The 24,262-nt window shown below is 61.4% G+C and carries 27 protein-coding genes; 15 read left to right on the forward strand and 12 right to left on the reverse strand.

Features of this window, described 5'->3' with window-relative positions; translation table 11 throughout:
* Window positions 1-157: 157 nt before the first annotated feature.
* Both dnaG and rpoD read left to right on the forward strand, forming a co-directional pair.
* A complete protein-coding gene (gene dnaG, locus AB8B02_RS30085; RefSeq protein ID WP_089262095.1) occupies window positions 158-2,188 on the forward strand; it encodes a DNA primase in 2,031 nt (676 codons plus the stop codon).
* Window positions 2,189-2,468: 280 nt separating this feature from the next.
* Window positions 2,469-4,598, forward strand: a complete 2,130-nt coding sequence (rpoD, locus tag AB8B02_RS30090; protein ID WP_089262093.1) for an RNA polymerase sigma factor RpoD — start codon at window positions 2,469-2,471, stop codon at window positions 4,596-4,598.
* Window positions 4,599-4,788: 190 nt separating this feature from the next.
* On the opposite strand, the gene AB8B02_RS30095 is transcribed toward rpoD, so the two are convergent.
* Window positions 4,789-5,613, reverse strand: a complete 825-nt coding sequence (locus AB8B02_RS30095) for a LytTR family transcriptional regulator DNA-binding domain-containing protein (RefSeq protein ID WP_120288493.1) — start codon at window positions 5,611-5,613, stop codon at window positions 4,789-4,791.
* A 120-nt stretch (window positions 5,614-5,733) separates the two neighbouring features.
* On the opposite strand from AB8B02_RS30095, the gene AB8B02_RS30100 reads away from it, so the two are divergent.
* From AB8B02_RS30100 to AB8B02_RS30130, 7 genes are all read left to right on the forward strand, one after another.
* Window positions 5,734-6,705, forward strand: coding sequence for a prolyl oligopeptidase family serine peptidase (locus AB8B02_RS30100; protein ID WP_120288494.1), 972 nt, complete (start codon window positions 5,734-5,736; stop codon window positions 6,703-6,705).
* Between the two features lie 192 nt (window positions 6,706-6,897).
* On the forward strand, window positions 6,898-7,833 hold the full coding sequence (locus AB8B02_RS30105; RefSeq protein ID WP_120288495.1) for a non-homologous end joining protein Ku: 936 nt from the start codon (window positions 6,898-6,900) through the stop codon (window positions 7,831-7,833).
* On the forward strand, window positions 7,830-8,177 hold the full coding sequence (locus tag AB8B02_RS30110) for a hypothetical protein (RefSeq protein WP_120288496.1): 348 nt from the start codon (window positions 7,830-7,832) through the stop codon (window positions 8,175-8,177). The genes AB8B02_RS30105 and AB8B02_RS30110 overlap by 4 nt, the downstream gene beginning before the upstream one ends.
* 383 nt (window positions 8,178-8,560) lie before the next feature.
* Window positions 8,561-8,971, forward strand: a complete 411-nt coding sequence (locus AB8B02_RS30115; protein ID WP_120288497.1) for a DUF4345 domain-containing protein — start codon at window positions 8,561-8,563, stop codon at window positions 8,969-8,971.
* Window positions 8,972-9,092: 121 nt separating this feature from the next.
* Window positions 9,093-9,668 carry a hypothetical protein gene (locus AB8B02_RS30120; protein ID WP_120288498.1) on the forward strand — a complete coding sequence of 192 codons (576 nt, stop codon included), beginning with the start codon at window positions 9,093-9,095 and terminating at the stop codon, window positions 9,666-9,668.
* 14 nt (window positions 9,669-9,682) lie between these two features.
* Window positions 9,683-9,847, forward strand: a complete 165-nt coding sequence (locus AB8B02_RS30125) for a hypothetical protein (protein ID WP_158596754.1) — start codon at window positions 9,683-9,685, stop codon at window positions 9,845-9,847.
* Window positions 9,848-9,959: 112 nt separating this feature from the next.
* A complete protein-coding gene (locus AB8B02_RS30130; protein ID WP_439065881.1) occupies window positions 9,960-10,784 on the forward strand; it encodes a hypothetical protein in 825 nt (274 codons plus the stop codon).
* A gap of 235 nt (window positions 10,785-11,019) precedes the next feature.
* Here the strand turns inward: AB8B02_RS30130 and AB8B02_RS30135 are convergent, their stop codons facing one another.
* Complete coding sequence (locus tag AB8B02_RS30135; protein WP_147421603.1) at window positions 11,020-11,667, reverse strand: hypothetical protein; 648 nt, start codon at window positions 11,665-11,667, stop codon at window positions 11,020-11,022.
* 385 nt (window positions 11,668-12,052) lie between these two features.
* On the opposite strand from AB8B02_RS30135, the gene AB8B02_RS30140 reads away from it, so the two are divergent.
* A complete protein-coding gene (locus tag AB8B02_RS30140) occupies window positions 12,053-12,775 on the forward strand; it encodes an Abi-alpha family protein (RefSeq protein WP_120288501.1) in 723 nt (240 codons plus the stop codon).
* Between the two features lie 274 nt (window positions 12,776-13,049).
* On the opposite strand, the gene AB8B02_RS30145 is transcribed toward AB8B02_RS30140, so the two are convergent.
* Window positions 13,050-13,286 (reverse strand): hypothetical protein, encoded by a 237-nt coding sequence (locus tag AB8B02_RS30145; protein WP_068733419.1) that lies wholly within the window; start codon window positions 13,284-13,286, stop codon window positions 13,050-13,052.
* A gap of 787 nt (window positions 13,287-14,073) precedes the next feature.
* Between AB8B02_RS30145 and AB8B02_RS30150 the strand changes: the two genes are divergently transcribed.
* Together AB8B02_RS30150 and AB8B02_RS30155 are read left to right on the forward strand one after the other, a co-directional pair.
* Window positions 14,074-14,901: a lytic murein transglycosylase gene (locus AB8B02_RS30150; RefSeq protein ID WP_199712023.1), complete on the forward strand. Its 828-nt coding sequence runs from the start codon at window positions 14,074-14,076 to the stop codon at window positions 14,899-14,901.
* Between the two features lie 279 nt (window positions 14,902-15,180).
* Window positions 15,181-16,410: a GGDEF domain-containing protein gene (locus tag AB8B02_RS30155; protein WP_120288503.1), complete on the forward strand. Its 1,230-nt coding sequence runs from the start codon at window positions 15,181-15,183 to the stop codon at window positions 16,408-16,410.
* 5 nt (window positions 16,411-16,415) lie between these two features.
* Here AB8B02_RS30155 and AB8B02_RS30160 read toward each other — a convergent pair whose 3' ends face one another.
* Window positions 16,416-16,928 carry a PAS domain-containing protein gene (locus tag AB8B02_RS30160; protein WP_089262075.1) on the reverse strand — a complete coding sequence of 171 codons (513 nt, stop codon included), beginning with the start codon at window positions 16,926-16,928 and terminating at the stop codon, window positions 16,416-16,418.
* A gap of 173 nt (window positions 16,929-17,101) precedes the next feature.
* Here AB8B02_RS30160 and AB8B02_RS30165 point away from each other — a divergent pair, with 173 nt between their 5' ends.
* A complete protein-coding gene (locus AB8B02_RS30165; RefSeq protein ID WP_439065962.1) occupies window positions 17,102-17,620 on the forward strand; it encodes a DUF4112 domain-containing protein in 519 nt (172 codons plus the stop codon).
* 38 nt (window positions 17,621-17,658) lie between these two features.
* Here AB8B02_RS30165 and AB8B02_RS30170 read toward each other — a convergent pair whose 3' ends face one another.
* The 6 genes from AB8B02_RS30170 to AB8B02_RS30195 form a co-directional block, all read right to left on the reverse strand.
* Window positions 17,659-17,943 (reverse strand): hypothetical protein, encoded by a 285-nt coding sequence (locus tag AB8B02_RS30170; RefSeq protein ID WP_068733430.1) that lies wholly within the window; start codon window positions 17,941-17,943, stop codon window positions 17,659-17,661.
* A 246-nt stretch (window positions 17,944-18,189) separates the two neighbouring features.
* Window positions 18,190-18,570, reverse strand: a complete 381-nt coding sequence (locus tag AB8B02_RS30175) for a hypothetical protein (RefSeq protein WP_139285870.1) — start codon at window positions 18,568-18,570, stop codon at window positions 18,190-18,192.
* Window positions 18,571-18,718: 148 nt separating this feature from the next.
* Window positions 18,719-19,132 (reverse strand): peptide-methionine (R)-S-oxide reductase MsrB, encoded by a 414-nt coding sequence (msrB, locus tag AB8B02_RS30180; protein WP_120288504.1) that lies wholly within the window; start codon window positions 19,130-19,132, stop codon window positions 18,719-18,721.
* 41 nt (window positions 19,133-19,173) lie between these two features.
* Window positions 19,174-19,890 (reverse strand): peptide-methionine (S)-S-oxide reductase MsrA, encoded by a 717-nt coding sequence (gene msrA, locus AB8B02_RS30185; RefSeq protein ID WP_120288505.1) that lies wholly within the window; start codon window positions 19,888-19,890, stop codon window positions 19,174-19,176.
* Between the two features lie 217 nt (window positions 19,891-20,107).
* Complete coding sequence (locus tag AB8B02_RS30190) at window positions 20,108-20,497, reverse strand: BA14K family protein (protein WP_120288506.1); 390 nt, start codon at window positions 20,495-20,497, stop codon at window positions 20,108-20,110.
* Window positions 20,498-20,614: 117 nt separating this feature from the next.
* Window positions 20,615-21,724: an ATP-dependent DNA helicase gene (locus AB8B02_RS30195; protein WP_068733440.1), complete on the reverse strand. Its 1,110-nt coding sequence runs from the start codon at window positions 21,722-21,724 to the stop codon at window positions 20,615-20,617.
* A gap of 174 nt (window positions 21,725-21,898) precedes the next feature.
* Here AB8B02_RS30195 and AB8B02_RS30200 point away from each other — a divergent pair, with 174 nt between their 5' ends.
* On the forward strand, window positions 21,899-22,285 hold the full coding sequence (locus AB8B02_RS30200) for a DUF4345 domain-containing protein (protein WP_158596755.1): 387 nt from the start codon (window positions 21,899-21,901) through the stop codon (window positions 22,283-22,285).
* On the forward strand, window positions 22,282-22,464 hold the full coding sequence (locus AB8B02_RS30205; protein WP_439065882.1) for a hypothetical protein: 183 nt from the start codon (window positions 22,282-22,284) through the stop codon (window positions 22,462-22,464). Before AB8B02_RS30200 ends, AB8B02_RS30205 begins: the two co-directional genes overlap by 4 nt.
* Here the strand turns inward: AB8B02_RS30205 and flbD are convergent, their stop codons facing one another.
* Together flbD and fliN are read right to left on the reverse strand one after the other, a co-directional pair.
* A complete protein-coding gene (gene flbD / locus AB8B02_RS30210; protein WP_068733445.1) occupies window positions 22,465-23,850 on the reverse strand; it encodes a sigma-54-dependent transcriptional regulator FlbD in 1,386 nt (461 codons plus the stop codon).
* 53 nt (window positions 23,851-23,903) lie between these two features.
* The gene (gene fliN / locus AB8B02_RS30215; protein ID WP_089262063.1) at window positions 23,904-24,248 is read right to left on the reverse strand and encodes a flagellar motor switch protein FliN; all 345 of its coding nucleotides are present in this window, start codon (window positions 24,246-24,248) and stop codon (window positions 23,904-23,906) included.
* Window positions 24,249-24,262 lie beyond the last annotated feature (14 nt).

Below are 24,262 nucleotides of genomic sequence, written 5' to 3' on the forward strand. Positions count from 1 at the left end.
GGGTCTGCGCTCCGACCGGCTTTGCCGGCCTCGCGCATCCCGGAATGACAGTGATTGGCTCTAAGTCCCGGCCGTCCTGTGTATAATGGGGCGAAACCCGGCAGCGGGCTGCGATTTCTGGCCTTTGCCGCCGCGCGCCCTATATGCAGTACACCCCATGCGCTTCACGCCCCAATTCCTCGACGATCTGCGCGCCCGGCTTCCGGTTTCGGAAGTCGTGAGCAAGCGCGTCAAGCTGAAGAAGGCGGGGCGGGAGTGGAAGGGGCTGTCGCCGTTCCAGCAGGAGAAGTCGCCGTCGTTTTTCGTCAATGACGAGAAGGGATTTTACCACGACTTCTCGTCAGGCAAGCACGGCGACATCATCAATTTCGTGATGGAGACCGACGGCGCCAGCTTCGTTGAGGCGGTCGAGCGGCTGGCGCAAATGGCAGGCGTCGCGCTGCCGGCGGCGACGCCGGATGCCGCGCGCCACGAGCAGCGTCGCAAGACGCTGTATGATGTGATGGATCTCGCCGCAAAATTCTTCGCGGACACGCTGGTGGGGCGCGAGGGCGCCCGTGCGCGCGGCTATCTCGCCGATCGAGGTATCACGCCCGCGGTGCAGCTCCAGTTCCGCATGGGCTTTGCATCCGAAGATCGTTTCGCGCTGAAGGAATATCTCGGCGCCGCCGGCGTGCCGGTGCCCGACATGGTCGAAGCGGGTCTGCTGATCGGCGGCGAGGACATTCCGGTGCCCTATGATCGCTTTCGTGATCGCGTGATGTTTCCGATTTCCGACGTGCGCGGGCGCATTATCGCCTTTGGCGGCCGCGCGCTGAAGAAGGATGCGCCGGCGAAATATCTGAACTCGCCGGAAACGCCGCTGTTTCACAAGGGCGACAATCTCTACAACCTGCCGATGGCGCGAAAGGCTGCCCACGACGGCGCGCCTTTGGTGGTGGTCGAAGGCTATGTCGACGTCATCGCCATGGTCGGCGTCGGCTTTCCCGGTGCGGTCGCGCCGCTCGGCACGGCGCTGACCGAGAACCAGTTGCAGCTGCTCTGGAAGATGGCCGACGAGCCGATCCTGTGTTTCGACGGCGACAAGGCCGGGCAGAAGGCGGCATGGCGCGCGGCGGAGCTGGCGCTGCCGCATCTCAAGCCCGGCAAGAGTTTGCGCTTTGCGCTGCTGCCCGAAGGGCAGGACCCCGACGACCTCGCGCGCTCCGGTGGCCGCGCCGCGATCGAGGACGTAATGGCTGCGGCGGGCACGTTATCGGATCTGATCTGGGCGCGCGAGATCGCCGGCGGCACCTTCGCGACGCCGGAGCGCCGTGCGGCGCTGGAGGCGCGGATCAACGAATTGTCGAACGGCATCCGCGACGACGTCGTGAAGAAATACTACCGCCAGGACATGACCGAGCGGCTGCAGCGCGCCTTCGGCACCGGCCCAAAAAACTACGGCGGTAACTACGGCGGTAACAACGGTGGCCGCGGCGGCTTCCAGCAGGGCGGCGGAGGCGGCGGTTTTGCCCGTTCTCCGCGCCCGTTTACCCCCGGTCCGGCCGGGCGAATCAGTGGCGGCGGGCGGGGCGGGGCCAATGCCGGGCCCCAGACCATCCAGCGCGGGCCCTATCAGGTGGTCAGTCCACAGCTTGCGACGTCGTCGATCATGCGCGGCCAGCGCAGCGCCATTTCCAGGCGCGAGGCGCTGATCGTGCAGTCGCTGATCAACCATCCCTGGCTGCTGCATGACCGGCTGGAGGAGGTGGCGGCACTGGAACTCGCCCATCCCGAGATGCACCGGCTGCGTGCCGGGATCATCGCGGCCTTTGCCCATGAGCATCATCACGGCGATGAGGCCGAGCAAAGTGAACAAATGCGTTCAGATCTGGTTAAAGCTGGATATTCCGAGCAATTACAACACGTTGAGCAGGCGGTTACCACTCAGGCAGTGTGGGCGGCGCGGCCTGGTGCGGCCCGCGAGGATGTTCTTTCCACCTGGACGCAGCTCGTTGCCTTGCATCGCCAGTGGCACTCATTACTTAGGGAGCTTAAAGACGCGGAGCTTGCTCTGGGCGCAGAAGCGAGCGAAACGAACTACGGCTGGTTGCGCGATGTGAAGGCCCGGTTGGCTGAGGTCGACGGGATCGAGGCGCTGATCGAGGGGTTCGGAGAATCCTCGGGGCGGTTCCAGCGCAGTTCGTGAAGCAACTTTGCTGCGGATGGTGCCCGGGCAAACCGCGAAAAGACTCGCCAAACCCATGGTTTGGCTGCAAAAACAGGGTTAATCCGGGCTTAAGGCTCTCCACGTTAAGGGTCTGGGCTTAAGTAGTGAAAACCGCGAAGACGACGTCGGGGGTGGCGATGGATATGCGCCGCCCTTTGTGCGTCAAGCGGTGACGATGATTGGATCGGGGCGCTTGCGCCCCCTGGATTGATAGTGGGGCGGTGACGCCCCCGGCGTGAGCGCGTTTCAGGAGCATTGAATGGCCACCAAGGCAAAGACGCTGCAGACCAAGGACAAGGAAAAAGACGACAAGGCAGCTGACACGCCGGAGAAGGACTCCGCAGACGCGCCGTCACCTTTGCTCGACCTGTCCGACGCTGCCGTCAAGAAGATGATCAAGCAGGCCAAGAAGCGCGGCTTCGTGACCTTCGATCAGCTCAACGACGTCTTGCCGTCCGATACCACCTCTCCTGAACAGATCGAAGACATCATGTCGATGCTCTCCGACATGGGCATCAACGTTTCCGAAAACGAAGACTCCGACGGCGAGGAAGAGAGCAAGGACGAGGACGACGATACCGACAACGAACTCGTCGAAGTCACGCAGAAGGCCGTCACCGAAGTCAAGAAGTCGGAGCCCGGCGAGCGCACCGACGATCCCGTCCGGATGTATCTGCGCGAGATGGGCACCGTCGAGCTGCTGTCGCGCGAAGGCGAAATCGCCATTGCGAAGCGCATCGAGGCCGGCCGCGAGGCGATGATCGCAGGCCTCTGCGAAAGCCCGCTGACCTTCCAGGCCATCATCATCTGGCGCGATGAACTCAACGAAGGAAAGATCTTCCTTCGCGACATCATCGATCTCGAAGCGACTTACGCTGGCCCCGACGCCAAGAACAACATGAACCCGGCGCTGATCGCTCCGCCCACGGGCGATGGCGAAGCTGTGGCCGAAGGCGCCGAAGCTGTTGCGGCTCCGCCTGCGGCGCCGCCGTCCGCCACCCCGTTCCGTCCGGCGCCGCCGCGTTCGGCGCCTGCTGCGGCCCCCGCCGGCGAAAGCACGTCGGAAGGCGCTGCCGACGGCGACATGGACGACGACGAGTTCGAGAACCAGATGTCGCTCGCCGCCATCGAGGCCGAGCTGAAGCCGAAGGTGGTCGAGACCTTCGACAAGATCGCCGACAGCTACAAGAAGCTGCGCAAGCTGCAGGAACAGGACATCGCGAACCAGCTCGAGAGCGCCTCGCAGGGCCCCTCGCTGTCGCCGTCGCAGGAGCGCAAGTACAAGAAGCTCAAAGACGAGATCATCGTCGAGGTGAAGTCGCTGCGCCTCAACCAGGCGCGTATCGATTCACTCGTCGAGCAGCTCTACGACATCAACAAGCGCCTCGTCTCGTTCGAAGGCCGCCTGCTGCGTCTCGGCGACAGCCACGGCGTCGCGCGCGAGGACTTCCTGCGCAACTATCAGGGCTCGGAGCTCGATCCGCGCTGGCTCAACCGCGTCTCGAAACTCTCGGCCAAGGGCTGGAAGAACTTCGTCGCCATCGAGAAGGACCGCATCAAGGAACTGCGCGGCGAAATCCAGCAGCTCGCAGCCCTCACGGGTCTTGAGATCGGTGAATTCCGCAAGATCGTGCACGGCGTGCAGAAGGGCGAGCGCGAAGCCCGCCAGGCGAAGAAGGAGATGGTGGAAGCCAACCTCCGTCTCGTGATCTCGATCGCCAAGAAGTATACGAACCGCGGCCTGCAGTTCCTGGATCTGATCCAGGAAGGCAATATCGGCCTGATGAAGGCCGTCGATAAGTTCGAATATCGCCGCGGCTACAAGTTCTCGACCTATGCGACCTGGTGGATCCGGCAGGCGATCACGCGTTCGATCGCCGACCAGGCCCGCACCATCCGCATTCCCGTGCACATGATCGAGACGATCAACAAGATCGTGCGCACCTCGCGTCAGATGCTCAACGAGATCGGCCGCGAACCGACCCCGGAAGAGCTCGCCGAAAAGCTCGGCATGCCGCTGGAGAAGGTCCGCAAGGTTCTGAAGATCGCCAAGGAGCCGCTGTCGCTCGAAACCCCGGTGGGTGACGAGGAAGACTCGCATCTCGGCGATTTCATCGAGGACAAGAACGCGATCCTGCCGATCGACGCGGCGATCCAGTCCAACCTGCGCGAAACCACCACGCGCGTGCTGGCCTCGCTCACCCCGCGCGAAGAGCGCGTGCTGCGCATGCGCTTCGGCATCGGCATGAACACCGACCACACGCTGGAAGAAGTCGGCCAGCAGTTCTCGGTGACGCGCGAACGTATCCGCCAGATCGAAGCCAAGGCGCTGCGCAAGCTGAAGCACCCGTCGCGCAGCCGCAAGCTGCGGTCGTTCCTGGATAACTAACGGTCGCTGTCGATCACTCGATCCTTCTGATGATGCCCGGCCTCGCGCCGGGCATTTTCGTGTGTGCGTGCCGCGCTTTCACGCGCTCGTTGCCAGGGTACGTGGTCGCAAGTATGTTCATGCTTTGTTCTTTTCGTCAAGAGGCTTTGTGTCGCGCGTGTCCGTCACCCGCCGCGGAGCGGATGGCGGATTACGTGTCGCCAATCGGTCCTGCGCGCGCTGGTTCGACGCCGCGGTTGTCCGGCGCGGTCTCTGTCGTGAGCCAGCCGGCCTCGCGCACCATGGCCACGGCCGAGCGGGAGACAGGGGCGGTGATCCCGTTGACGAGTTGCAGGCGCAGATTGCGGCCCTCGGTCACGGCGCGCACAACGGCCTTCCGCGCGACCCACCATGACCGGTGCACCTGCAGGCCGTCAGCGGCGCCGAGAGCCGTCATGGCCTGATTGAACGTTGCCAGCACCAACCGGGAGTGGCCGGCAATATGGTGGACGCGGACATAGTGATCTTCCATCTGCAGGCAAAGCACCGCGAAGGGCGGCGCACCGAGCAGGCCGAAAGCCGTTGGCGGAGCGTCGTCGGCTTCCTTGGCTTGGTGCCGCTTGTGTCGTCGCGCCTGAAGCAACAGGGTGAAGCCGAGCACGACAGGCAGGGTGGTGATCAGTCCTTGCACATACCAGTCGAGCGGGCCCAGCCTTCTCAGGAATGGCCATATCGATACGCCGATCCACGCGGTCCAGATCTGAAATGGGACGGTCAGGATGGCGGCGCCGAGGACGATCGCCGTCCACGTCATCCACGGCCTCAACTGGAATCGCAGCACCACGCGGATCAGGGAGCCATACAGCAGGACTCCCGGCCAGAAGCAGGCAAGCTGAAACGCCACGCGCTGCCATGCCGGTCCATTCAGATAGCTGCCGAATGGTCCGATCAGGCCGAGGAAGATGGCGCAGACGGTCGCGATCGCCAGGTCGATGGCCCAATCCCGCAGAAAATGACGTTGCCAAGCCTTGCTCATGACGCCTCATCGCAGCGGTCCGCCCACCGGCGAACCCGTTCGCCCATTGGCGAACAACGGCTGGCGCAGGGCGGCGCCCTTTGCAGAACTCGCGTGTCATCCCAATCCGCAGGAGGTTCCATGCGCAGCATCATCGCACAGGTTTTCGTCGCATTCATCGCTATCGCCGCCGCCAGCCAGGCCGACGCCGCGGTCGGCTTCCAGCATTTCAGCATCAGTGATCCACAAGGGCCACCCATCGAGGTCGGCGTTTGGTATCCCACCGGCGCTGCGCCGAAGCTGCAGGCGCTTGAGTCCGATCAACAGATGGTTGCCCGCGATGCGGCACTCGCGGGCGACCGCCTGCCGCTGGTGGTGATATCCCATGGTCACGGCGGCTCCTATGCCGGGCATCTCGACACCGCTATGGCCTTGGCCAATGCAGGTTTCGTCGTCGCCGCCCTCACGCATAACGGCGATAGCTGGCGCGACCCGGGCAACCCCACCGCGATCTGGGAACGGCCGCGCCAATTCAAGCTGGTCACTGATTATATGCTGGACGCATGGGGTGACCATGGGCGTATCGATGCGACGCGCGTCGGCGCGTTCGGCTTCTCGGCCGGCGGATTTACGGTGCTCGCGGTGGCCGGTGGCGAGCCGGACCTGCGGACTCTCGGGGATCACTGCAGGGCGCATCCCGCTTTCGAAGATTGCCAGATCGTCGAACGGCACCCGCTTCCGCTGGATGCCGCTATCGTCTGGGCCCACGATCCGCGCATCAAGGCGGTCGTCTCCGCGGCGCCCGCCCTTGGGTTTGCCTTCGGTCGCAAGGGCCTGGCGGCGGTCCGTCAGCCGGTCCAGCTTTGGCGGGCCGAGGACGACCAGGTCCTGCCACATCCCTATTATGCGGAGGCCGTCCGCCTCGCTTTGCCGACGTCGCCCGAGGCGCATGTCGTGGCGAATGCCGGGCACTACGATTTTTTGACGCCATGCTCCGCGCAACTGGCAACACGCGTGCCGGCGATCTGCACCAGCAGACCGGGGTTCGACCGCGCTGCATTTCATGAGCGCTTCGATCGCGACATCGTCGCGTTCTTTACACGGGCGCTGTAGTCGCGGCCTGGATTTGGTGAGTGACAGCTCTCTTCATCGAGATGGGCGCGCGCACCTGCGGTGCGCGTCGGCGGCCTCGGCCGCGTGCTGTTCGAAGGTCGGTCTGCCGAACTGGTTCCGGCGCCGGGAACAAATCGGGCGGGTCCCGCTTGAGTCGGGATTGTGTCGCGTCGTGTGAGTTGGAGTATTGCCATGGCCCCGCGTGCCAATTGGAAGGGCTTTTTGCGCCTGTCCCTCGTGAGCTGTCCGGTCGCGCTGTTTCCCGCCACGTCGGATTCCGAGAAGATCAGCTTCAACCAGATCAACCGCAACACCGGCCATCGCATCAAATATCTGAAGGTCGATGCGGATACCGGCGAGGAGGTGGCGGCGGACGACATCATGAAGGGCTTCAAGGTCGATACCGATACCTATGTCGAGGTGTCGAAAGACGAACTCGACAACATCGCGCTGGACTCCACCCGCACCATCGAGATCGACGAATTCGTGCCGAAGGCCGATATCGACCCGCGCTACGCCATCCGTCCCTATTACCTCGTGCCCGACGGCAAGATCGGCCACGACGCCTATGCGGTGATCCGCGAGACCATTCGCGACATGGGCAAGGTGGCCATCGGCCGGCTCGTGCTCACCAATCGCGAGCACATCATCGCGCTGGAGCCGCTGAAGAACGGGCTGATGGGCACGCTGCTGCGCTATCCCTATGAGGTGCGCGACGAGGCTGAGTATTTCGACGACATCCAGGACGTCAAGGTCACCAAGGACATGCTCGATCTGGCGCGGCATATCGTGGAGCAGAAGGCCGCGGAATTCGAGCCCGGCAAATTCGAGGATCGCTACGAGTCCGCGCTGGTCGATCTCGTCAACCAGAAGCGCAGCGGCGTCGCCCTCAAGCCGCATGGCAAGGCGCGGCCCGGCACCAATGTGGTCGATCTGATGACCGCCCTGCAGCAGAGCCTCAAGGGCGGCGGCGCCGCGCCGAAGCCAAAGGCGAAGAAGCCCCCGAAACGCGCCACCGGCCAGAAGGAAATGCTGCTGCCGATCACCGGCAAGAAGGAGCCCGCGCCGGCGAAGAAGGCGGTGCGGCCGGTGGCCAAAGGGGTGACCAAGGGCAGGAGGGCGGGATGACGCGCGCCTGGACCCCGTCGCTGGTGCCGGATGCCGGCGAGCAGACCGTCTATCTCGTGCTGGATTGTTTCGACCGCGCCGGCTGCGCCTGGCGCGAGGCCGATGTCGCGGCGACCGATCTCGAAACCGTCATCGCCGACCTGATGTCCGGCCAGTACAACGATCCGCAGCGCGTGATCGCCTTCAACACGGCCGAGCGCTGGGCCGACGACGTGTCGGAAGACGTCGCCCGCGAGATCCGCCGCCGCGCCGACCGCAATTACGAGGACGTCACCTCGTCGCTCGACGACTTCGTCCAGCGCCACGCCGGCCGCGAGCGGCAGCTCACGCTCAGGCTGGCGTGACAAGGGGCCTGAGATACTTCTCCGCGACGAGGGGGTGACCGAATAAAAAAGGCGGACCGCAAGGTCCGCCTTTTTATCGTGCGCGCTCTTAACCTCTCCCCGCAATGCGGGGAGAGGTCGACCGGCGGAGCCGGTCGGGTGAGGGGCCGTCACCAACGCAGCCTCGATCACGACCTTTCGGGTCGCACTGTCTCGAACTGGGGAGAATGTCCGCATGCCGCCTGGCACAGCTCGCTGTGCGCGGGAGCGGGAGAGGGGCACCGCATACGACGCGGCCCACGTTGATAACTCCGCCACACCCTTTGATTGTGCCGCGTCCCGCGCTAGCGTCACGCATTGCCCGATCAATTGTCTTGAAGCACATTTCATCCGAGGACATTGCCATGACGTCGCTCGCGCCGATGCTGCTCAGCCAGCGCATTGCCCAGGTCTGCCTGTTTCTGGTCGGCGCCATCGCCATCTTCGGTGGCTCGCTGCAGATGGTTCTCGGCCAGCCCGAGACCGCGCCGCGGCTGGACAACGTGCATCGCTTCATGGGCGGCATTTATCTGATGTCGGGCGTCATGGGCCTGTGGGCGGCATCGACCATTCGCGAGCACAACACGCTGGTCTTCCTGATGGCGGCGACGGTGTTCGTCGGCGGCCTCGGCCGCGTGCTGTCGATATCAAAAGTCGGCCTGCCCGAACCGCATGCCCTGTGGATCACCTATCTCGTGCCGGAGCTGGTGCTCCCGTGGATCATCATCGCGGCGCAGGTGATGACGAACAGGCAGATGGCGGGTGGGGCGGGGTGAGGGGTGCGCGAGCGTGAGGTGAGTCAGTGAAGTATAAGTCTCGGTTGACGAAATGGACGGATTCACCGACGGGGGATGTCTCCGTCCGTGCGTTTCGCGTTCTCTGTGTTGGGGGAAATCCATGAGCGATCCAGCGACGCCCGATTCGGTTCAGTTGAAGGTACTGGTCACCATCATTCCGGGGATACTCGGCTTCGTCGGATCGTGGATAGGCGCGCAGGTCGCGCTGTCGAACTTCAAGCAGCAGCGCGCTTTCGACAAGAAACTGGATTGGTATGAGCGAGCGGCCAGATCGCTACAGAGCCTCGCGCAGGATATCGAGGTGGCCGCTACCGCCCAGGCCGAGGATGACGTCGACCCGGAGCATCTCGAAGAGGTCTGGCGCGACGTTCAGCGCGGACATATCGAGCTTGAGAGCCTCGCGTTCGAAGCAGGCTTTTTCGGGTCTGTATCCGCTGCCGCACTGATGGACAAGATCAGGCTGGCGGTCGAGGGCGTTGCCGAACAGAGCGAGGCATTCGATCCGCAAGCCATCGACGATGAAGATTTGCAAGGTGAAGCCATCGATAAAATTATCGATCTGTCTGCCGAGCTGCGCGCAACTCACACGCCTCTCGTGGCGGAAGGGCGTAGGCACCTCGGGCTGGACGAGCTCAGCTGGTTCGAGAAATTGAAAGCAACGGGAATTTTGAAATAACCAGCATCGCCGATGTGCGGCTCTCTAGTCTCGGCCGTGTGCTGTCGATCACCAAGGTCGGCCTGCCCGAACCGCATGCAGTGTGGATCACCTATCTCGTGCCGGAGCTGGTGATCCCGTGGATCATCATCGCGGCGCAGGTGATGATGAACAGGCAGATGGCGGGTGGGGCCGGGTGAGGGGGCAGGGTGGGTTAGCGAAGTTTAATCTACTGCTGATCCGTCTTACGATTGCTACCTGCTGATGTGTAATCGACGGTTATCAGCGGGTGCTGGAGAACAAGGATGCTACATGTTCAACGTCTACGGTGATGAAAGCATTGGACCAGAGTATGTTGCCTATGCAGCGATTGTTGTTCCGGAAAACCGCACTGCCGATGCAGTAGCTGTTCTTACCGCATTGAAAGAAGAAACCGGGGCGACGGCGGAGGACGTGTTACACTGTAGGCAATTGTTCTCTGGTCAGCAGAGACAAAAAACTGCCTGGCACAGCAAGTCTATGGCCGAAGTCTTCGACATATACTCGAAATTGCTCTCTAGGCTTGCTCCGACAATATCACGAACCATCGTCTCACTGGGTAGAATTTCAGATTTTCCGACGTCGATATCGGGCGATCAATGGAGGCATATTGATCCCAATTTTGTCGGTCCCATGCCGTGGAGCGACGGATTTGAATTTAGCCCGAAGAACATTGCGAGTATGGGTGCGCAGGCTGTTGGAATCCCTCTGTCAAAATGGCCTGGTTTTGAGAAAACGACATTCTGGCCAGACCCAGATAACAGCATGATCGAGATGGCGGGAGGTCGTCGAAAGTTTAGTTCAATGGTCAACTGCTATGTTGATCATGGCGATCCTGCCACAAATCCGGCTGGTAAAATCCCCGTCATGTACAGCCGAGGCAGCAAGCCTGCACTGCTGCAAGTTGCCGATCTGGTAGCTTACATTGGTCAGCGTCAGGCTTCAAACGGCCGAACGCCCAACGACCAGAGGTTTGCTAAACTATGGAGGCAGATCAATGCTGAGAAGATAAAACTTGGCATTGCTCCTGATGGCGGCATCGGGATCAACATCCCAAACGAAGTACGGGACTTTGTCCCTGTGACTCCGAATTGCTGATTGAATAGCGTCACGGCCGCGTGCTGCTGATCTCGAACGTGGACCTGCCCGAATCGCATGCATTTTGGATCACCTAATCTCGTGCCGGAGCTGCCGATCCCGTGGATCATCATCGCGGGTAGGTGATGACGAATAGCAGATGGCGGGTGGGGCGAGGTGAGGGCTTGAGGGCCGTAGGGTGGGTTAGCGAAGCTGACCCGCGCTCATCTGATGGCGGCATTTCCTGCGCTTACGCCTAGGAGCCGGTCAGAGATGTCAATTGACCGACTTCGGGAGCTGCTTTTAGATCAATGGTGTAAAGCGGCTGCTGCAAGAATGGGAGCTCTTCTACCGGACGAAGCAAATGGCCAACAATTATATGGTAGCGAGGGCTTCCCATGAATGCGAAGAGTCGCAAACTAATCATAACGTAGATGTTTCCATTTATTGTTGGCGTGGACCATTGAATGTCATGCAAATGTTCGGCCGGAGAAGAGACTGCTGTGTCGCTGCCAATCCAATGCCAAGCTTGCCGTAGTGTTCGGCCTCGAACAAAACGCGATAGCACTGGGCGGAATGAGCCATGTCCTAGTTCTGCTGTTGCATAGGCATGGGCGATTTTGCAGAGCATCCTGCAATATGCATCGATATCCATCGGCGCGATGCGAAAACCATCTTTGTCTCCTGGCGCATATTTCTTGAACTCCTCGTGGTCAATTCGCGCCATCACCTCAATTCTTGTTTGAGCTTCCGGGTGTCGACCCACAATAAGGCCGGGAAAATCGAACTTGTAAGCCAAGAATACCAAGGGAAATTCCGCTGGTTTGACGGACAGTTCGGCGATTTTTTCGTAAGATAATATACTTCCATCTCGTGCGATTTCCTTGACCTTCATCTGGCGCAATAGAAAATCTTTTGGTTTCTGTTTTCCGGAGTTCGGCGTTCCAATCCGTGTTCGAAAAGGCCACCAGAGGTGACGAAGGCAAGCGTTTTCCGCATCCCTTGTTTTCGTCGCACATAACTTGCAACTGGATTTTGGAAGTATCAAAGAATTTCCAGCCAGTCCGTGAGCGATTATGTGCTCGTCGGTAAGAGGTCGGATTGATGTACTGCAGTATATGCACGCTCCAACAGGGGTGTAGCGCTTGCTGGGAGTGGTGATTTCAAGTGGAGCTAGAACGCCTACCATGATGGCAGTCTGACTCAATAAAAGAGATGGTGGAAGGGTAAGATAACTTAGAGATCAATACACCAGCGTTCTATCAGAAGTGAACAAAGGAAACTATACGATGGAGACCGGCGCATTCGCGAAAGAGTTGGCCAAGCAGTTGCCCGTGCGGGCAATCTACGACGATGCTCTTTCCCCTGGAGCTAAGCAGATCGGAAATTTGGCGGGCGACTTGGTCAAAACTCTTATGCTTGCGTTGGCGCCGGTTCAGATGCTCGGTGCCCTGCAGGATCGCTATCGTGAATTCTTAGATCGGTCTGTTCGTCGTGTGCGATCAGACGATCAAGTGGCTCCCGCGCCGCAAATTCTTGGTCCTGTCATTGAGGGGATACGGTACGAGGCTGCTGGGACGCCGATTGACGAGATGTTTTCTCAGTTGCTTAGCAGTGCGATGGACCGTCAGCGAACTCACCTTGCTCACCCGTCATATCCCTACCTAATCAAACAATTGTCGTCCGATGAGGCAAAAATTCTTGTGCTTCTCGCTGATCAGTCAAGGATATACAGGCTGGTTCGAACGTTTTCCTTGAAAGAGAATCGGTTCTACCCAAGCGAAATAGAAGCTGATGAGCTTCCGCGCGATGATCTCCTCTTCGGCAAAAACGTTCACTCGTACATGCAGCGCCTCTATCACTTGGGTCTGGCAGGCATTTTTGAAGTGCATCGCGAACCGACGCGTTACGGGGACGGTCGACAAAGTGGTGAGCGCATCGCTTATGACTATAGATTGACCGAGTTGGGAATTGTCTTTGTTGAAGCCTGCGTTTCAAAGAAAATGTCTTAAGGGGGAGTCTATGGCAGACCTTCGGCCCACAATTCTAACTCTTCGCAGTCATGTAGAAAGAATGGACAAAATTAGCGGGAAGGATTTTGCTGATCTTCTGATTAGAGCGCTTGAAGATATTGATAGACGTGTGAGTGCGTTGGAACGTGAGAAATCGGCGTCCTTCGGCAGGTGATTTATCGCTAGATAATCTGAGCTTTGTTGATCTACTCGATGGTTCGATCAATATGCCGCCTTGACGCGGCACCTCACTAGCGATGTCCTTACTTCTTCTTCACTTCTTCTTCGCGCCCACGCGTTCGACGCTCTTGATCTCCAGCGCCGGACGGCCGGACTTCTCGGCGATCTCGCGGTCCTGCTCGGCGATGGCGGCCTTGGCCGGCTCATCGCCGTCGAGTCCTCCCAACAATTCGGAGGGCACGCGGCGGTTGGAGCGCTGCGAGCCGTCTTCATAGAAGACGTTGAAGAAGGCGAATTCGCCTTTGGGATTGGTACCGGGTTTCTTGGCCATGGCGGTTAAGTGGGGGATGGCGCAGGCGAAGTCAAAGCCTTAGCGCGCAAAGCGTGCATGCATCTGTGGGCAAAAGCAGGCAGTGGTTACCGGCGGGACGCGCCGCCCGGCCCGCGACGGAAAGTTCATGGTTTGTTCTTGACGTTTCAGGAATAAGGATTATTATCCCTTCCGTCCTGCCCCACCGAGAGGGGCGATCGCGATCGTCACGTTCGCGGGGCAGGGTGCGGTGGACGCCGGAGATGCGGCGTCACGCGGTTCATGGGGGAACGTCTGTCTTCGGGCAGGACGGATCTGCGCCAGCACTGCCACTGGCAAGGAGACGGCCGACCTTGGGATGGAAAGCGCCCTGGACAGCGTGACGGACGACCAAGTCGAAACGCGTTCGGCCAAGTGCTTTGCGGCTACCCTGTCCCTCCGCCCTGGGACATTAATTTTGGTGATGGGACCGTTCGCCATGGCAGATGTGCAAGCAACCGAAAAAACACCGCAGGCGGAACGCCGGGCAATCGCTCGGCGCCTCCGAAAGTCCTGATGCACTCTCAATTGCGGAAGACCGCATTCGCATCAGGCCCAAGGGTGCAACGGGCACCCGGCGTTCCGCACGCCCTCTCACAGGAGGGTGGGAATGCAAAGGACGACGGCGCCCCCGCGCCGTAAACAATGGGGGTGATGACGCATGTCCGGCGATATGTCCGCTGCGGATGTCCGGCGCAGCAGAGGGGTGCCGTTGTTCGGACACACCGGTCATGCCACACTCCGGTATCGCCAACCCAACAGGTTTTTCATGACCAATCGTATCACCGCCATTGCCATTGCCGCTGTGTCCTTCGTCTCGGTTGCGCTGACGGCCACGTCCGCGCAGGCCGCCAAATGCGGCGGCGACTTCCAGGGTTTCATCGCGGCCATGTCGCAGGAGGCGGCCGCCGCCGGCGTGTCGCAGGGCGTGATCTCGCAGGCCTTTGCCGGCGTGACGCAGGACCCCGCGGTGCTGTCGTTCGATCGCCGCCAGCGCGGCACCTTCAACAAGAGTTTCGAGCAATATGTCTCGACCCGCGTCGGCCAGGGCCGCATCTCCATGGGCCTGCAGATGATGCAGCGTCACGCCTCGCTGCTGTCGCGCATCGAGCAGCGCTTCGGCGTGCCGCCTGAAATCGTGGTGGCGATCTGGGGCCTGGAGTCGGATTTCGGCAAGGGCGATATCGGCAAGATGCCGGTGATCCGCACGCTCTCCACCATGGCGCATGACTGCCGCCGCACCGAGCTGTTTCAGGGCGAGCTGATCGCGGCGCTGAAGATCCTGCAGCGCGGCGACCTGCCGCAGCGCGACCTGATCGGCGCCTATGCCGGCGAACTCGGCCAGACGCAATTCCTGCCGTCGAGCTACATCAAATACGGCGTCGATTTCGACGGCAACGGCCATGTCGATCTCAGGCATTCGGTGCCGGACGTGCTGGCCTCGACCGCGAATCTGCTCAAGACCGCAGGCTTCAAGGGCGGCCAGCCTTACGGCGAGGGCACGGCGAATTTCGAGGCGATGCGCGAGTGGAACAGGGCCACGATCTATCGCAAGACCATCGGCTATTTCGCCGATCGTCTCGCGGCAGGCCGATAGGCCACGGGGCGATGGGCAAGGCGAGGGCGCGCGCGGTTTTAAACTTTTGTTAAGCCGCGCGGCCGCCGGGCGAACTTTGGGAACCCCGATGGTGAAAGTCGGATTAACTCATTCCCTTTCACTCTTTCAAAACCACACTGGGGATTATCCGCCGCGAGTCAGATTCCGTTAAGCGTCGCCGACGCATTTTACCACCTGCTGGGAACGAGTGGTGAGAGTGATGGCGGGGATCGACAGCAGCGCGCAGAAGCGCGACGCACAACGTGGCGGGTATCGCCGATGTTGAACGTCGGCACGCTGTTCACGGTGTTCACCGTCAACTTTTTGGCCCTCGGCGTGGTCTGGGCCTATGTGGCCACCAGCTATCCCAATCTGCACGCCGCGCGTTACTGGACAGCCGCCGCGTTCGCCGCGGCGCTCGGCAACAGCATCTCAGTGCTGCGCGGCGTCGGCGTCGATCCGCTGATCGCCATCGTGCTGGGCAACGGCCTGCTGCTGCTGGCCACCAGCCTCGCCGCCATCGGCATGAATCAGTTTTACGGCCGCCCGGCGGGCTGGCGCGCGCAATCCGTCATCATCGCCGCCAGCCTGGCCGGCCTGCTGCTGTTTACGCTGTGGCACGACAACATGACGATCCGGGTGCTGATCTATTCCGCCGGACAGTCGGTCACCGTTGTCATGACCGTGCCGCTGTTGTTGTCGCGCAAGGATGGCGGCGGCAATGCCGGCGCCCGTCTCGCCGGCTGGCTCGCCATCACGCTCGTTGCTGCGCATGCCGTGCGCTCGGCCGCGGCGCTGGCGAATATCGGCGGCAATATGACCTTTGCCGATTTCAACAATCTCCAGGCCATGATGGTGCTGGTGCTGGTGTTCCTGGCGATGTCGTGGAATTTCGGATTCCTCCTGATGGCCATCGACCGCCTGCGCGGCGAGGTCGCCGAACTCGCACTGGTCGACGATCTCACCGGCGTCGCCAATCGTCGTCATCTCGTGCAGCGCCTCACCGAGGAATGCGCGCTGGCGCGCCGCACGCAAAAGCCGTTCGCGTTGCTGGCGATCGATCTCGACGGCTTCAAGGAAATCAATGACGGCCACGGCCATGCGGCCGGCGACGATTGCCTGCGTCACTTCACGCTGATGACCCAGAGCAAACTCCGCCCCGGCGATCTCCTCGCGCGTTCCGGCGGCGACGAGTTCAGCATCATCCTGCCGGCGACGACGCTGCATGAAGCGGCAAACATCGCGCGCCGCATTCTCGATGTGTGCCGCATCGACGCCGCGGGCTGTGCGCCCGGCGAGATTCCGATTGCGGCGTCCATCGGCGTGGCGCAGTGGCACCCGCAGGTCGGGCAGTATCCGGAGCGACTGATCGCGGCTGCCGACCAGGCGCTCTATGCCGCCAAGAACGACGGCAAGAACCGCTTCGCCCTATGCGATCTCGAAGCGCCGTCGATGGTGCCGGCTCTCAACATGGACGAAGCCATCGACCGCGCCCGCAAGCTGGCCTGATCGCCTCAGTTCATCGTCTTGTCGTGGGTGATGTCGATGATCGCGCCGGGCAGGCGGACGGGGCGGCCATGTCCGTCCAGCGTGCAACTGCCGCGCGCGAGAACCCAGCTGATCCGGTCGTTCTTGATCAACCGACACTCGCACTCAAAGATGCCGCCCGATCGCATCGCGGCCGCGACCGCCGCGTGCACCCGATCAACGTCATCGGGATGGACCGCCGCGAGATAGGCCATGTTCGGCAGACCGCGCGCGGCCGTTTCGGGATCGACATTGAAGAAGCGGGCAGCCCCGGCATCAAGATAGTTGCGGTCGTTGCTGATGTCCCAGTCCCAGAAACCGGCGATCAGTTCACGGGCGGCGAGCCGGCGCGGCATCGGCATCTCGAACGCGTCGTCTTCGGCCGTGGTCTGGTAGGCCTCTGCTGCCGCGAGCCGCAGGATGTAGGAGAGAAATTCGTGCTTCCGCTCCCGGGCGAAGCTTGCAATATCGAGGCACACGTCACCCAAGGGTCGTCGCATCGCTCATCCCCACCCGTTCCCGGCGGGGGCAGAATATAGCGGGCTCCTTGCAATTCAACCGGTGGTTGGAGAATTTCTGCGCAGCAAATATGGGGATCGCGGTGAAGCGCCCGATGAGGCGTGACGCGATGCCGCTTGCAGAGTTGGCGCCTGTCCCCCATGTCATGGCCATGATGAGCACAGGTCAATCAACCACTTACGACGCCGGCCGCCCGCGCAAACCGGCGTCCGCGCATGGTCCGATCATCGATCAGGATGGTTTTGAGGTTCGGCCCGAGCAACTTCGGCCGGATCTGCAGGGCTTTCGGTTCGACTTCGGAGCGGGCGCCAATCCGTTTGCCAATCTCACGCGCGAGCAACGGCTGGCGCGGCTGGATGCGCTGGCGAAACTGCTCGACGTCGCCTTCATCGTACCGGGCACCAAGATCCGCTACGGCATCGATGGCCTGATCGGCTTGATTCCGATCGTGGGCGACATCATCACCACGGCGATCTCGCTATGGGTGGTGCGCGAGGCACGGGCGCTCGGTGCGCCGTGGCATCTGACGGCGCGGATGCTGGGCAATGTTGCGGTGGACGGTGCTGTCGGCATCGTGCCGTTGATCGGCGATGCGTTCGACGTGATGTTCCGGGCCAATGTCCGCAACGTCAGAATGCTGCGCAAGTGGCTCGAAAAACAGCCCAGACTCTAGTTCAGAGTCCGGGCTGCGGTCGTCTCAATTCGTAAAGCTCAAGCTGCGTCGGCGTCGTCGGTCGCAGGCTCTTCGGCGCGCACGCGGCGCTCCAGCGGGAAGTCCTGGCTCTCATAGAGCGAGCGAATGCCGCTCTGGTCGAAACGCGCTTCCTCGACCTGGAGATAGGCGCCGTTCAGCGAGTCAGCCGGCAGCTCCTCGATCGCGAACTGGACGGCGGCGGCGGCCGTATCGAAACGACGATAGGCGAAACCGGCGCGCTTTTTCTTGCGGATCGCGGCGGGGAAGAGTTCGGCTGCGGTGTTGTAGCTGAAAGCTGCCATGGTCGGGGACCTCATCTGAATACGCAACGAAACGACGCTTCATTCGCAATGCAGCCGATCCGGCGGCGCGCGGAACATCATTTCAGGACAGACCCCAATATAAGCACGTTTTGGCCGATTGCGACACCTGCGATACAGCATGATGAATCGCCGGCCGCGGACGGTATTGCCGTAATAGCTTTGTGATTTAAAGAGCTTAGCGCGCGCTTAAGGCATGGGCAGCGGCGCGCGCGGCGCAATATTTGCCTATTGTCCGGTCACATCCGGCAGCGGCACGATTTTCAGGGGGGTGGTATAGGGCTCGACCCGCAGTGCCTCAGTCGACATAAGCCCCACTTGCCGCAAAGGCGCCTGCTCCAGCGCCCCGGCCTCAGCCTTGCGCACCGCGTACTGCCAGGCCGTCAGCGTACCCTTCTGGACCAGATGCTTGGCGACGCCGCCGGCGTTTTTGGCTTCGAAAGTGGAGAGCTGGTCATCGTTAATGCCGATGATGATCTCGTCCTTGGCCGTGATCACCTTGAACAGCGACACCTTGTCGGTCGCCAGTGCGGGGTGGGACACCAAGCTTTCGAGAATGAGACCCGCAAGGGCAATGCCGAGCAACAAACGGTTTGAACGGGTAGACATCTTGGTACTTTCTTATTCTTCTTCGTTAACGTGCATGCCGCTGAGGCATGTTCAAGTAACAGGCAATGTAAAGGTCGGGACAGAAATGCCCCGCGAGACTTCGATGAGTCGCACGGGGCATGGAAACAGTTCGATACCGGATACGTATTTATTTAGGCTGAAGTTTCAAGGCCGCCGAGTTGATGCAGTAGCGCAATCCCGTGGGTCCGGGGCCGTCGTCAAACACATGTCCGAGATGACCATTGCACTTGGAGCACAGCACTTCCGTGCGGATCATGCCGTGGGTCACATCGCGTTCTTCGTCGATATGACTTTCTCGTGAGGGCTGCGTGAAGCTCGGCCAGCCGCAGCCGGAATCGAACTTGGCGTCGGACTCGAATAGCGTCTGGCCGCAGCCGGCGCAGACGAAGGTGCCCGGCGTGTGGTCATGTTCGTACTCGCCGGTGAACGGACGCTCCGTCGCCTTTTCGCGCAGTACCGCATACTGCATCGGGGTCAGTTCGCGGCGCCATTCGGCTTCGCTCTTTTCGACCTTGCCGGGTGTCGTCTTGGTATCGGTCATTCTTTCTCCTTCCCGATTGGCCGTGGCTGCGAGCGCTCAGGTCAGTTTGTGACCTTCGACGCGCTCACCAGCGTCGGCTTCTCGATATAGTTCTGGGCAAAGATCTTCTTCAGGTTCTCGACCTTCGGAATATCGTTATAGGCAATATAGGGCTGGTTCGGGTGCAGCGTCAGGTAGTCCTGATGATAAGCTTCCGCCGGATAGAAGGCTTCGAGCATTCCGAGCTTGGTGACGATCGGCTTCTTGTAGACCTTCGCAGCGTTGAGCTGGGCGATATAGGCTTCCGCTACTTTCTTCTGCTCCGGCGTCGTCGCGAAAATTTCCGACCGATATTGCGTACCCGAATCCGGGCCCTGGCGATTCAGCTGGGTCGGGTCGTGTGCCACCGAGAAATAGATCTGCAGGATCTTGCCGTAGCTGATCTTTTGCGGGTCGTATTTGATCTCGACCGCTTCGGCGTGCCCGGTCGAGCCGGTGCTGACCGCGGTGTAATTGGCCGAGCTCTTGGAGCCGCCGGCATAGCCGGACACAGCGTTAACGACGCCTGCCGTGTGCTGGAATACGCCCTGGACGCCCCAGAAGCACCCACCCGCAATCACCGCAGTCTGAATGCCGGTCGCGGCCGGCGTGTCCGCTGCGGGTGCGGGAATGATGACAGCCTCTTCGGCGGCGAAAGTAGGAGCCACGAGGGCGGTCGAAATCGCCAATGCGCCGGCAAAGGCGCAGAGCGAGAGGCGGCTGAACAGGGAGCGGCGCATAGCAGGTCCTCTTGGATGATCGATGGCCGGATGACCGGCAGTCTAGACCGGAGCCCGTGGTTCGCAATCGGCATTTCCGGTGGGCACATCCGAGATACGGAAGAGGGTGCCGGTTGTTACGCGATGCCGCACACGAATTCGTGAGGATCTGACGAAGGCACGAAAAAGCCGCGGGACGTGAGTCTCGCGGCTTTTGTTTGGAGACGGCGCTGTCCGCTTATGGGCAGGGATAACGATTGCCGTCGTTGTTCAGATAAGTGCCTGACGCCGGATCGTAGGAACGATAGCGCTGCGAGCAATAGGCTGCGTTCTGCTGGGCTGCCGCGTTGGCCTGGCTGGCCGCAATCGCGCCGCCGATGATGGCGCCCGCTGCGAGGCCGCCGACGACGGCGCCAGCGCTGGGTCCGCGGCGATAGTAGCCGGGACCGTAGCCGTAGCGTGGGCCATAACCGTAGCGGCGATAATACTGCACGTTCTCGGTGGCCGACGGTACGGCACTGGCGAGGCCGGGCTGACTAAGCAGGGGCGCAGATGTTGCCGGCGCCGAAAACGCCAGCGCGCTTGCGCCGATCATCGTAGCCATCGTCAAGATTTTCGCGGGATGCATATCGAGCTCCTTATTAAGCGTAAGTGGCCGAAACGTTCGGGCGGGCATCTTGTTCCACGATGCCTAGGAGCCAGACGCGTCAGATCAGCGCATGCGATTGATTGCAAAATACGCGCGTTAAACCACGATGCTCAAGCGCTTCGCGGCGCGGGTGATGCCGGTGTAGAGCCAGCGGGCGCGGCTCTCCTGAAATGCAAAGCTCTCGTCGAACAGAACGACGTCGTCCCATTGCGAGCCCTGGCTTTTGTGCACGGTCAGCACGTAGCCATAGTCGAATTCGTCGTAAGGCTTGCGTTGCTCCCACGGCAGCGTCTCAACACCGCCCGAGAAACAGTCCGCGCGCACAGATACCTTGGTGACCTTGCCGCCAAAATCCTCATCCGGCGAAATTCGCATGGTGATGATCTGCGACTTCGAGGCAGCGCGCGCCTTCACGCGCCACAGACCGCCGTTGAACAGCACCTTCTTGCGGTTGTTGCGCAGGCAGACCAGCTTGTCATTGGCCACCGGCAGCAGGTCCTCGATGCCAAGTTTCTGCCGGACACGCATATTGTAGGCGCGGCGCGTGTTGTTGCGGCCAACCAGTACCTGATCGGCGGACATCACGCGATCCGGATCGAGTGCCTTGCGCGACACGATTTCGCTCAGGCCATATTGCCCGGGCTGCAGCGACCGCCCCTCGCGGACATCCATCGACATGCGCACGATCGGATCGTGCTCGGCCTGGCGATGCACTTCGGTCAGCATCACGTCGGGCTCGGTCTCGGTGAAGAAGCCGCCACCCTGGATCGGCGGCAACTGCGCGGGATCGCCGAGCACCAGCAGAGGGCAATCGAATGACAGCAGGTCGCGGCCAAGCTCGGCGTCGACCATCGAACATTCGTCGATCACGATCAGCTTGGCCTTGGAGGCTGGCGCGTCGTCCCACAGTTCGAAATTCGGCTGCTCCTCGCCGCTCTCACGGGCGCGATAGATCAGTGAGTGAATCGTGGAGGCGCCGTCGCAGCCCTTGTTGCGCATCACCAGCGCCGCCTTACCGGTAAAGGCTGCGAATTTCACCTCGCCGTCCACATTGTCGGCGACGTGCCGCGCCAATGTCGTCTTGCCGGTACCGGCAAAGCCGAACAGCCGGAACACCTGCGGTGTGCCGTTGCGGCCTGGCTTCGCCTTCAGCCAGTCGTCGACGGCTTTCAGCGCGGCATCCTGATGCGGGGTAAAGGTCGGCATTGCGTCTCTGGAAAGCGGTGCGCAGCCATTTTGCCGCGACTCAGCGGGGAAAGCTAACCATTCAGGCGTCTGACGCAAGCCGGAGACCCCCAAGTTGTGTGCGCCAACGTGGCCGGTTGCTCATTGTCGTTCCATGACGCAGTTATTAGGCTGCTTGAGCCCAGGGAGCCCATTTTGGAACGCAGACTGCTTCAGATCGCACTGGCGATTGTCGGCCTCGTGGCCATCCTGTTCGGCCTGACCGGCGTGCTGTTCGGCACCAGCCTCTCAGGCGTCAGGCTCGGCGTGACGATGGAAGGCTATGTGCGCTTCATCAAAGGCGTGCTGGTGGCGGTCGGGCTGATCTACTGGTCGGCGATCCCGCAGATCGAAAAACGCTTTGAGCGGATTTCGATCGTAACCTTCATTCTCGTGTTTGGTGCGGCTGCGCGTTTGCTAGCGGTGCTCAGTCATGGCTTTCCGACCGTGGGACTCCTGATCAGTCTGATCGGCGAACTCGTGGTCGTCCCGATGATCTGGCTGTGGCTCCGACATCTCGTGCGGCGGGGTGCGGTCGCATGAAGCGGATCGGCATCGGGATCTTCTATGTGATCGGCGCGATTTCGATCGGTTATCTCGCGCTCTACGCCTATGCGATGTTCACCCGGCAAGAGCTGACGCCGGGCGATCCGATCAAGATTTTTCGCAAGCAGGACGCGCCGAGCTATTCGCAGGGCGCGTCGTTGTCGTTCTTCGCGTAATTACATCGCGCCCATGGCAGCACGATAGTCGCCGGCGCCTGCTCCCGCCGGTGTGATCGGCAACCCGCCATCGGCATATTCGTTGAGCTTGTTGCGCAGCGTGCGGATCGAGATGCCAAGAATGTTGGCCGCATGGGTGCGGTTGCCGAGGCAGTGCTTCAGCGTCTCCAGGATCAGATCGCGCTCGACATCGGCTACGGTACGGCCGACCAGTGCGCGGGTGACGGTTTCTGCCGCCATGGTTGCATGCGCCACGGCCGGCGGGGTCTTGGCGAGATCGAGACGATCGCCATCCGGGGTCAGGATGGCATCCGCGCCGATCTCGTCGCCGTTGGCCATCAGCACCGAACGGTGGATCGTGTTTTCGAGTTCACGGACGTTGCCCTGCCAGCGATTGGCGGTGAGTACGCGCCGCGCCTCGGCGGAGATCGGACGCACCGGCACGCCATTGGCGTCGGCATATTTCTTGGCAAAATGTTGCGCCAGCTCGAGAATGTCGGCCGGGCGATCGCGCAGCGGCGGGATCTTCAGGTTCACGACGTTGAGACGGAACAGCAGATCTTCGCGGAACGTACCTTCGCGTACGGCGTCGGACAGGTTGCGGTTCGACGTCGCGATGATGCGGATGTCCACCGGCACCGGCTTGGTGCCGCCGACGCGGTCGATGACGCGCTCCTGAATGGCGCGCAGCAGCTTCGACTGCAGCCGCACGTCCATTTCCGAGATTTCGTCGAGCAAGAGCGTGCCGCCGGTGGCTTCCTCGAACTTGCCGATGCGGCGTGCGATCGCGCCAGTGAAGGCACCCTTCTCGTGGCCGAACAGTTCGGACTCCAGGAGATGTTCGGGGATTGCAGCGCAGTTGATTGATATGAACGGCTTCTTGGCGCGGTTCGAGCGGGTATGGACATAGCGCGCCAGCACTTCCTTGCCGGTGCCGGATTCGCCCGTGATCATCACCGACGCATCGGAGCCGGCGATCTGCTGCGCCAGCTTGACCACCTTGCCCATCATTTCGTCGCGATAGATCAGGTCGCGGCTGTCATTGGCAACGGCGGCGAGAACGGCGGCGATCAGTTCCGGATCCGGCGGCAGCGGGATGTATTCTTTGGCGCCGGCATGGATCGCGGCGACCGCGGCGCGGGCATCGGTGGTGATGCCGCAGGCGACGATCGGCACATGGATGTGTTCGGCTTCCAACCGCATCACGAGGTCGCGGATGTCGAGGGCGACATCCACCAGCAGGAGGTCTGCGCCCTTGCCGCCGCGCAACACGCCCATCGCCTGATCGTGGCCTTCGGCATGAACCACGGAGGCGCCGTTATCCATGGCGATCTTGGTGGCGGTGGTGAGTTGGCCCTTGAGGGTACCAACGATGAGAAGCCGCATGGTGATCTCCTGTTATATCCTGGTCGCGCCCTTGAGGCGCCGTTTATCTCGAATTAGCTGCGTTCAGCCTTGATGATTTCAGTCATGGTGACGCCGAGCTTTTCTTCGACGAGAACGACTTCGCCGCGCGCCACCAGGCGGTTGTTCACGTAGATGTCGATCGCTTCGCCAACGCGGCGGTCGAGTTCGAGCACGGTGCCGGGCCCGAGCTTCAGCAATTCGCCCACACCCATCTTGGAGCGGCCGAGCACGGCCGAGACCTGGACTGGAACGTCGAAAACCGCTTCGAGATCGGCGGCAATACGCGTGACCTGTTCTTCGTCAGCATAGCCCACGTCCCCCATTGCGCCGGGATCGGTGGCATTGAGATCGGGAAGCGGCACCTGTGGATCGCTCATATTCTAGTCCTCAC

The sequence above is a fragment of the Tardiphaga sp. 862_B3_N4_1 genome, assembly GCF_051811085.1.
GTDB lineage: Bacteria > Pseudomonadota > Alphaproteobacteria > Rhizobiales > Xanthobacteraceae > Tardiphaga > Tardiphaga robiniae.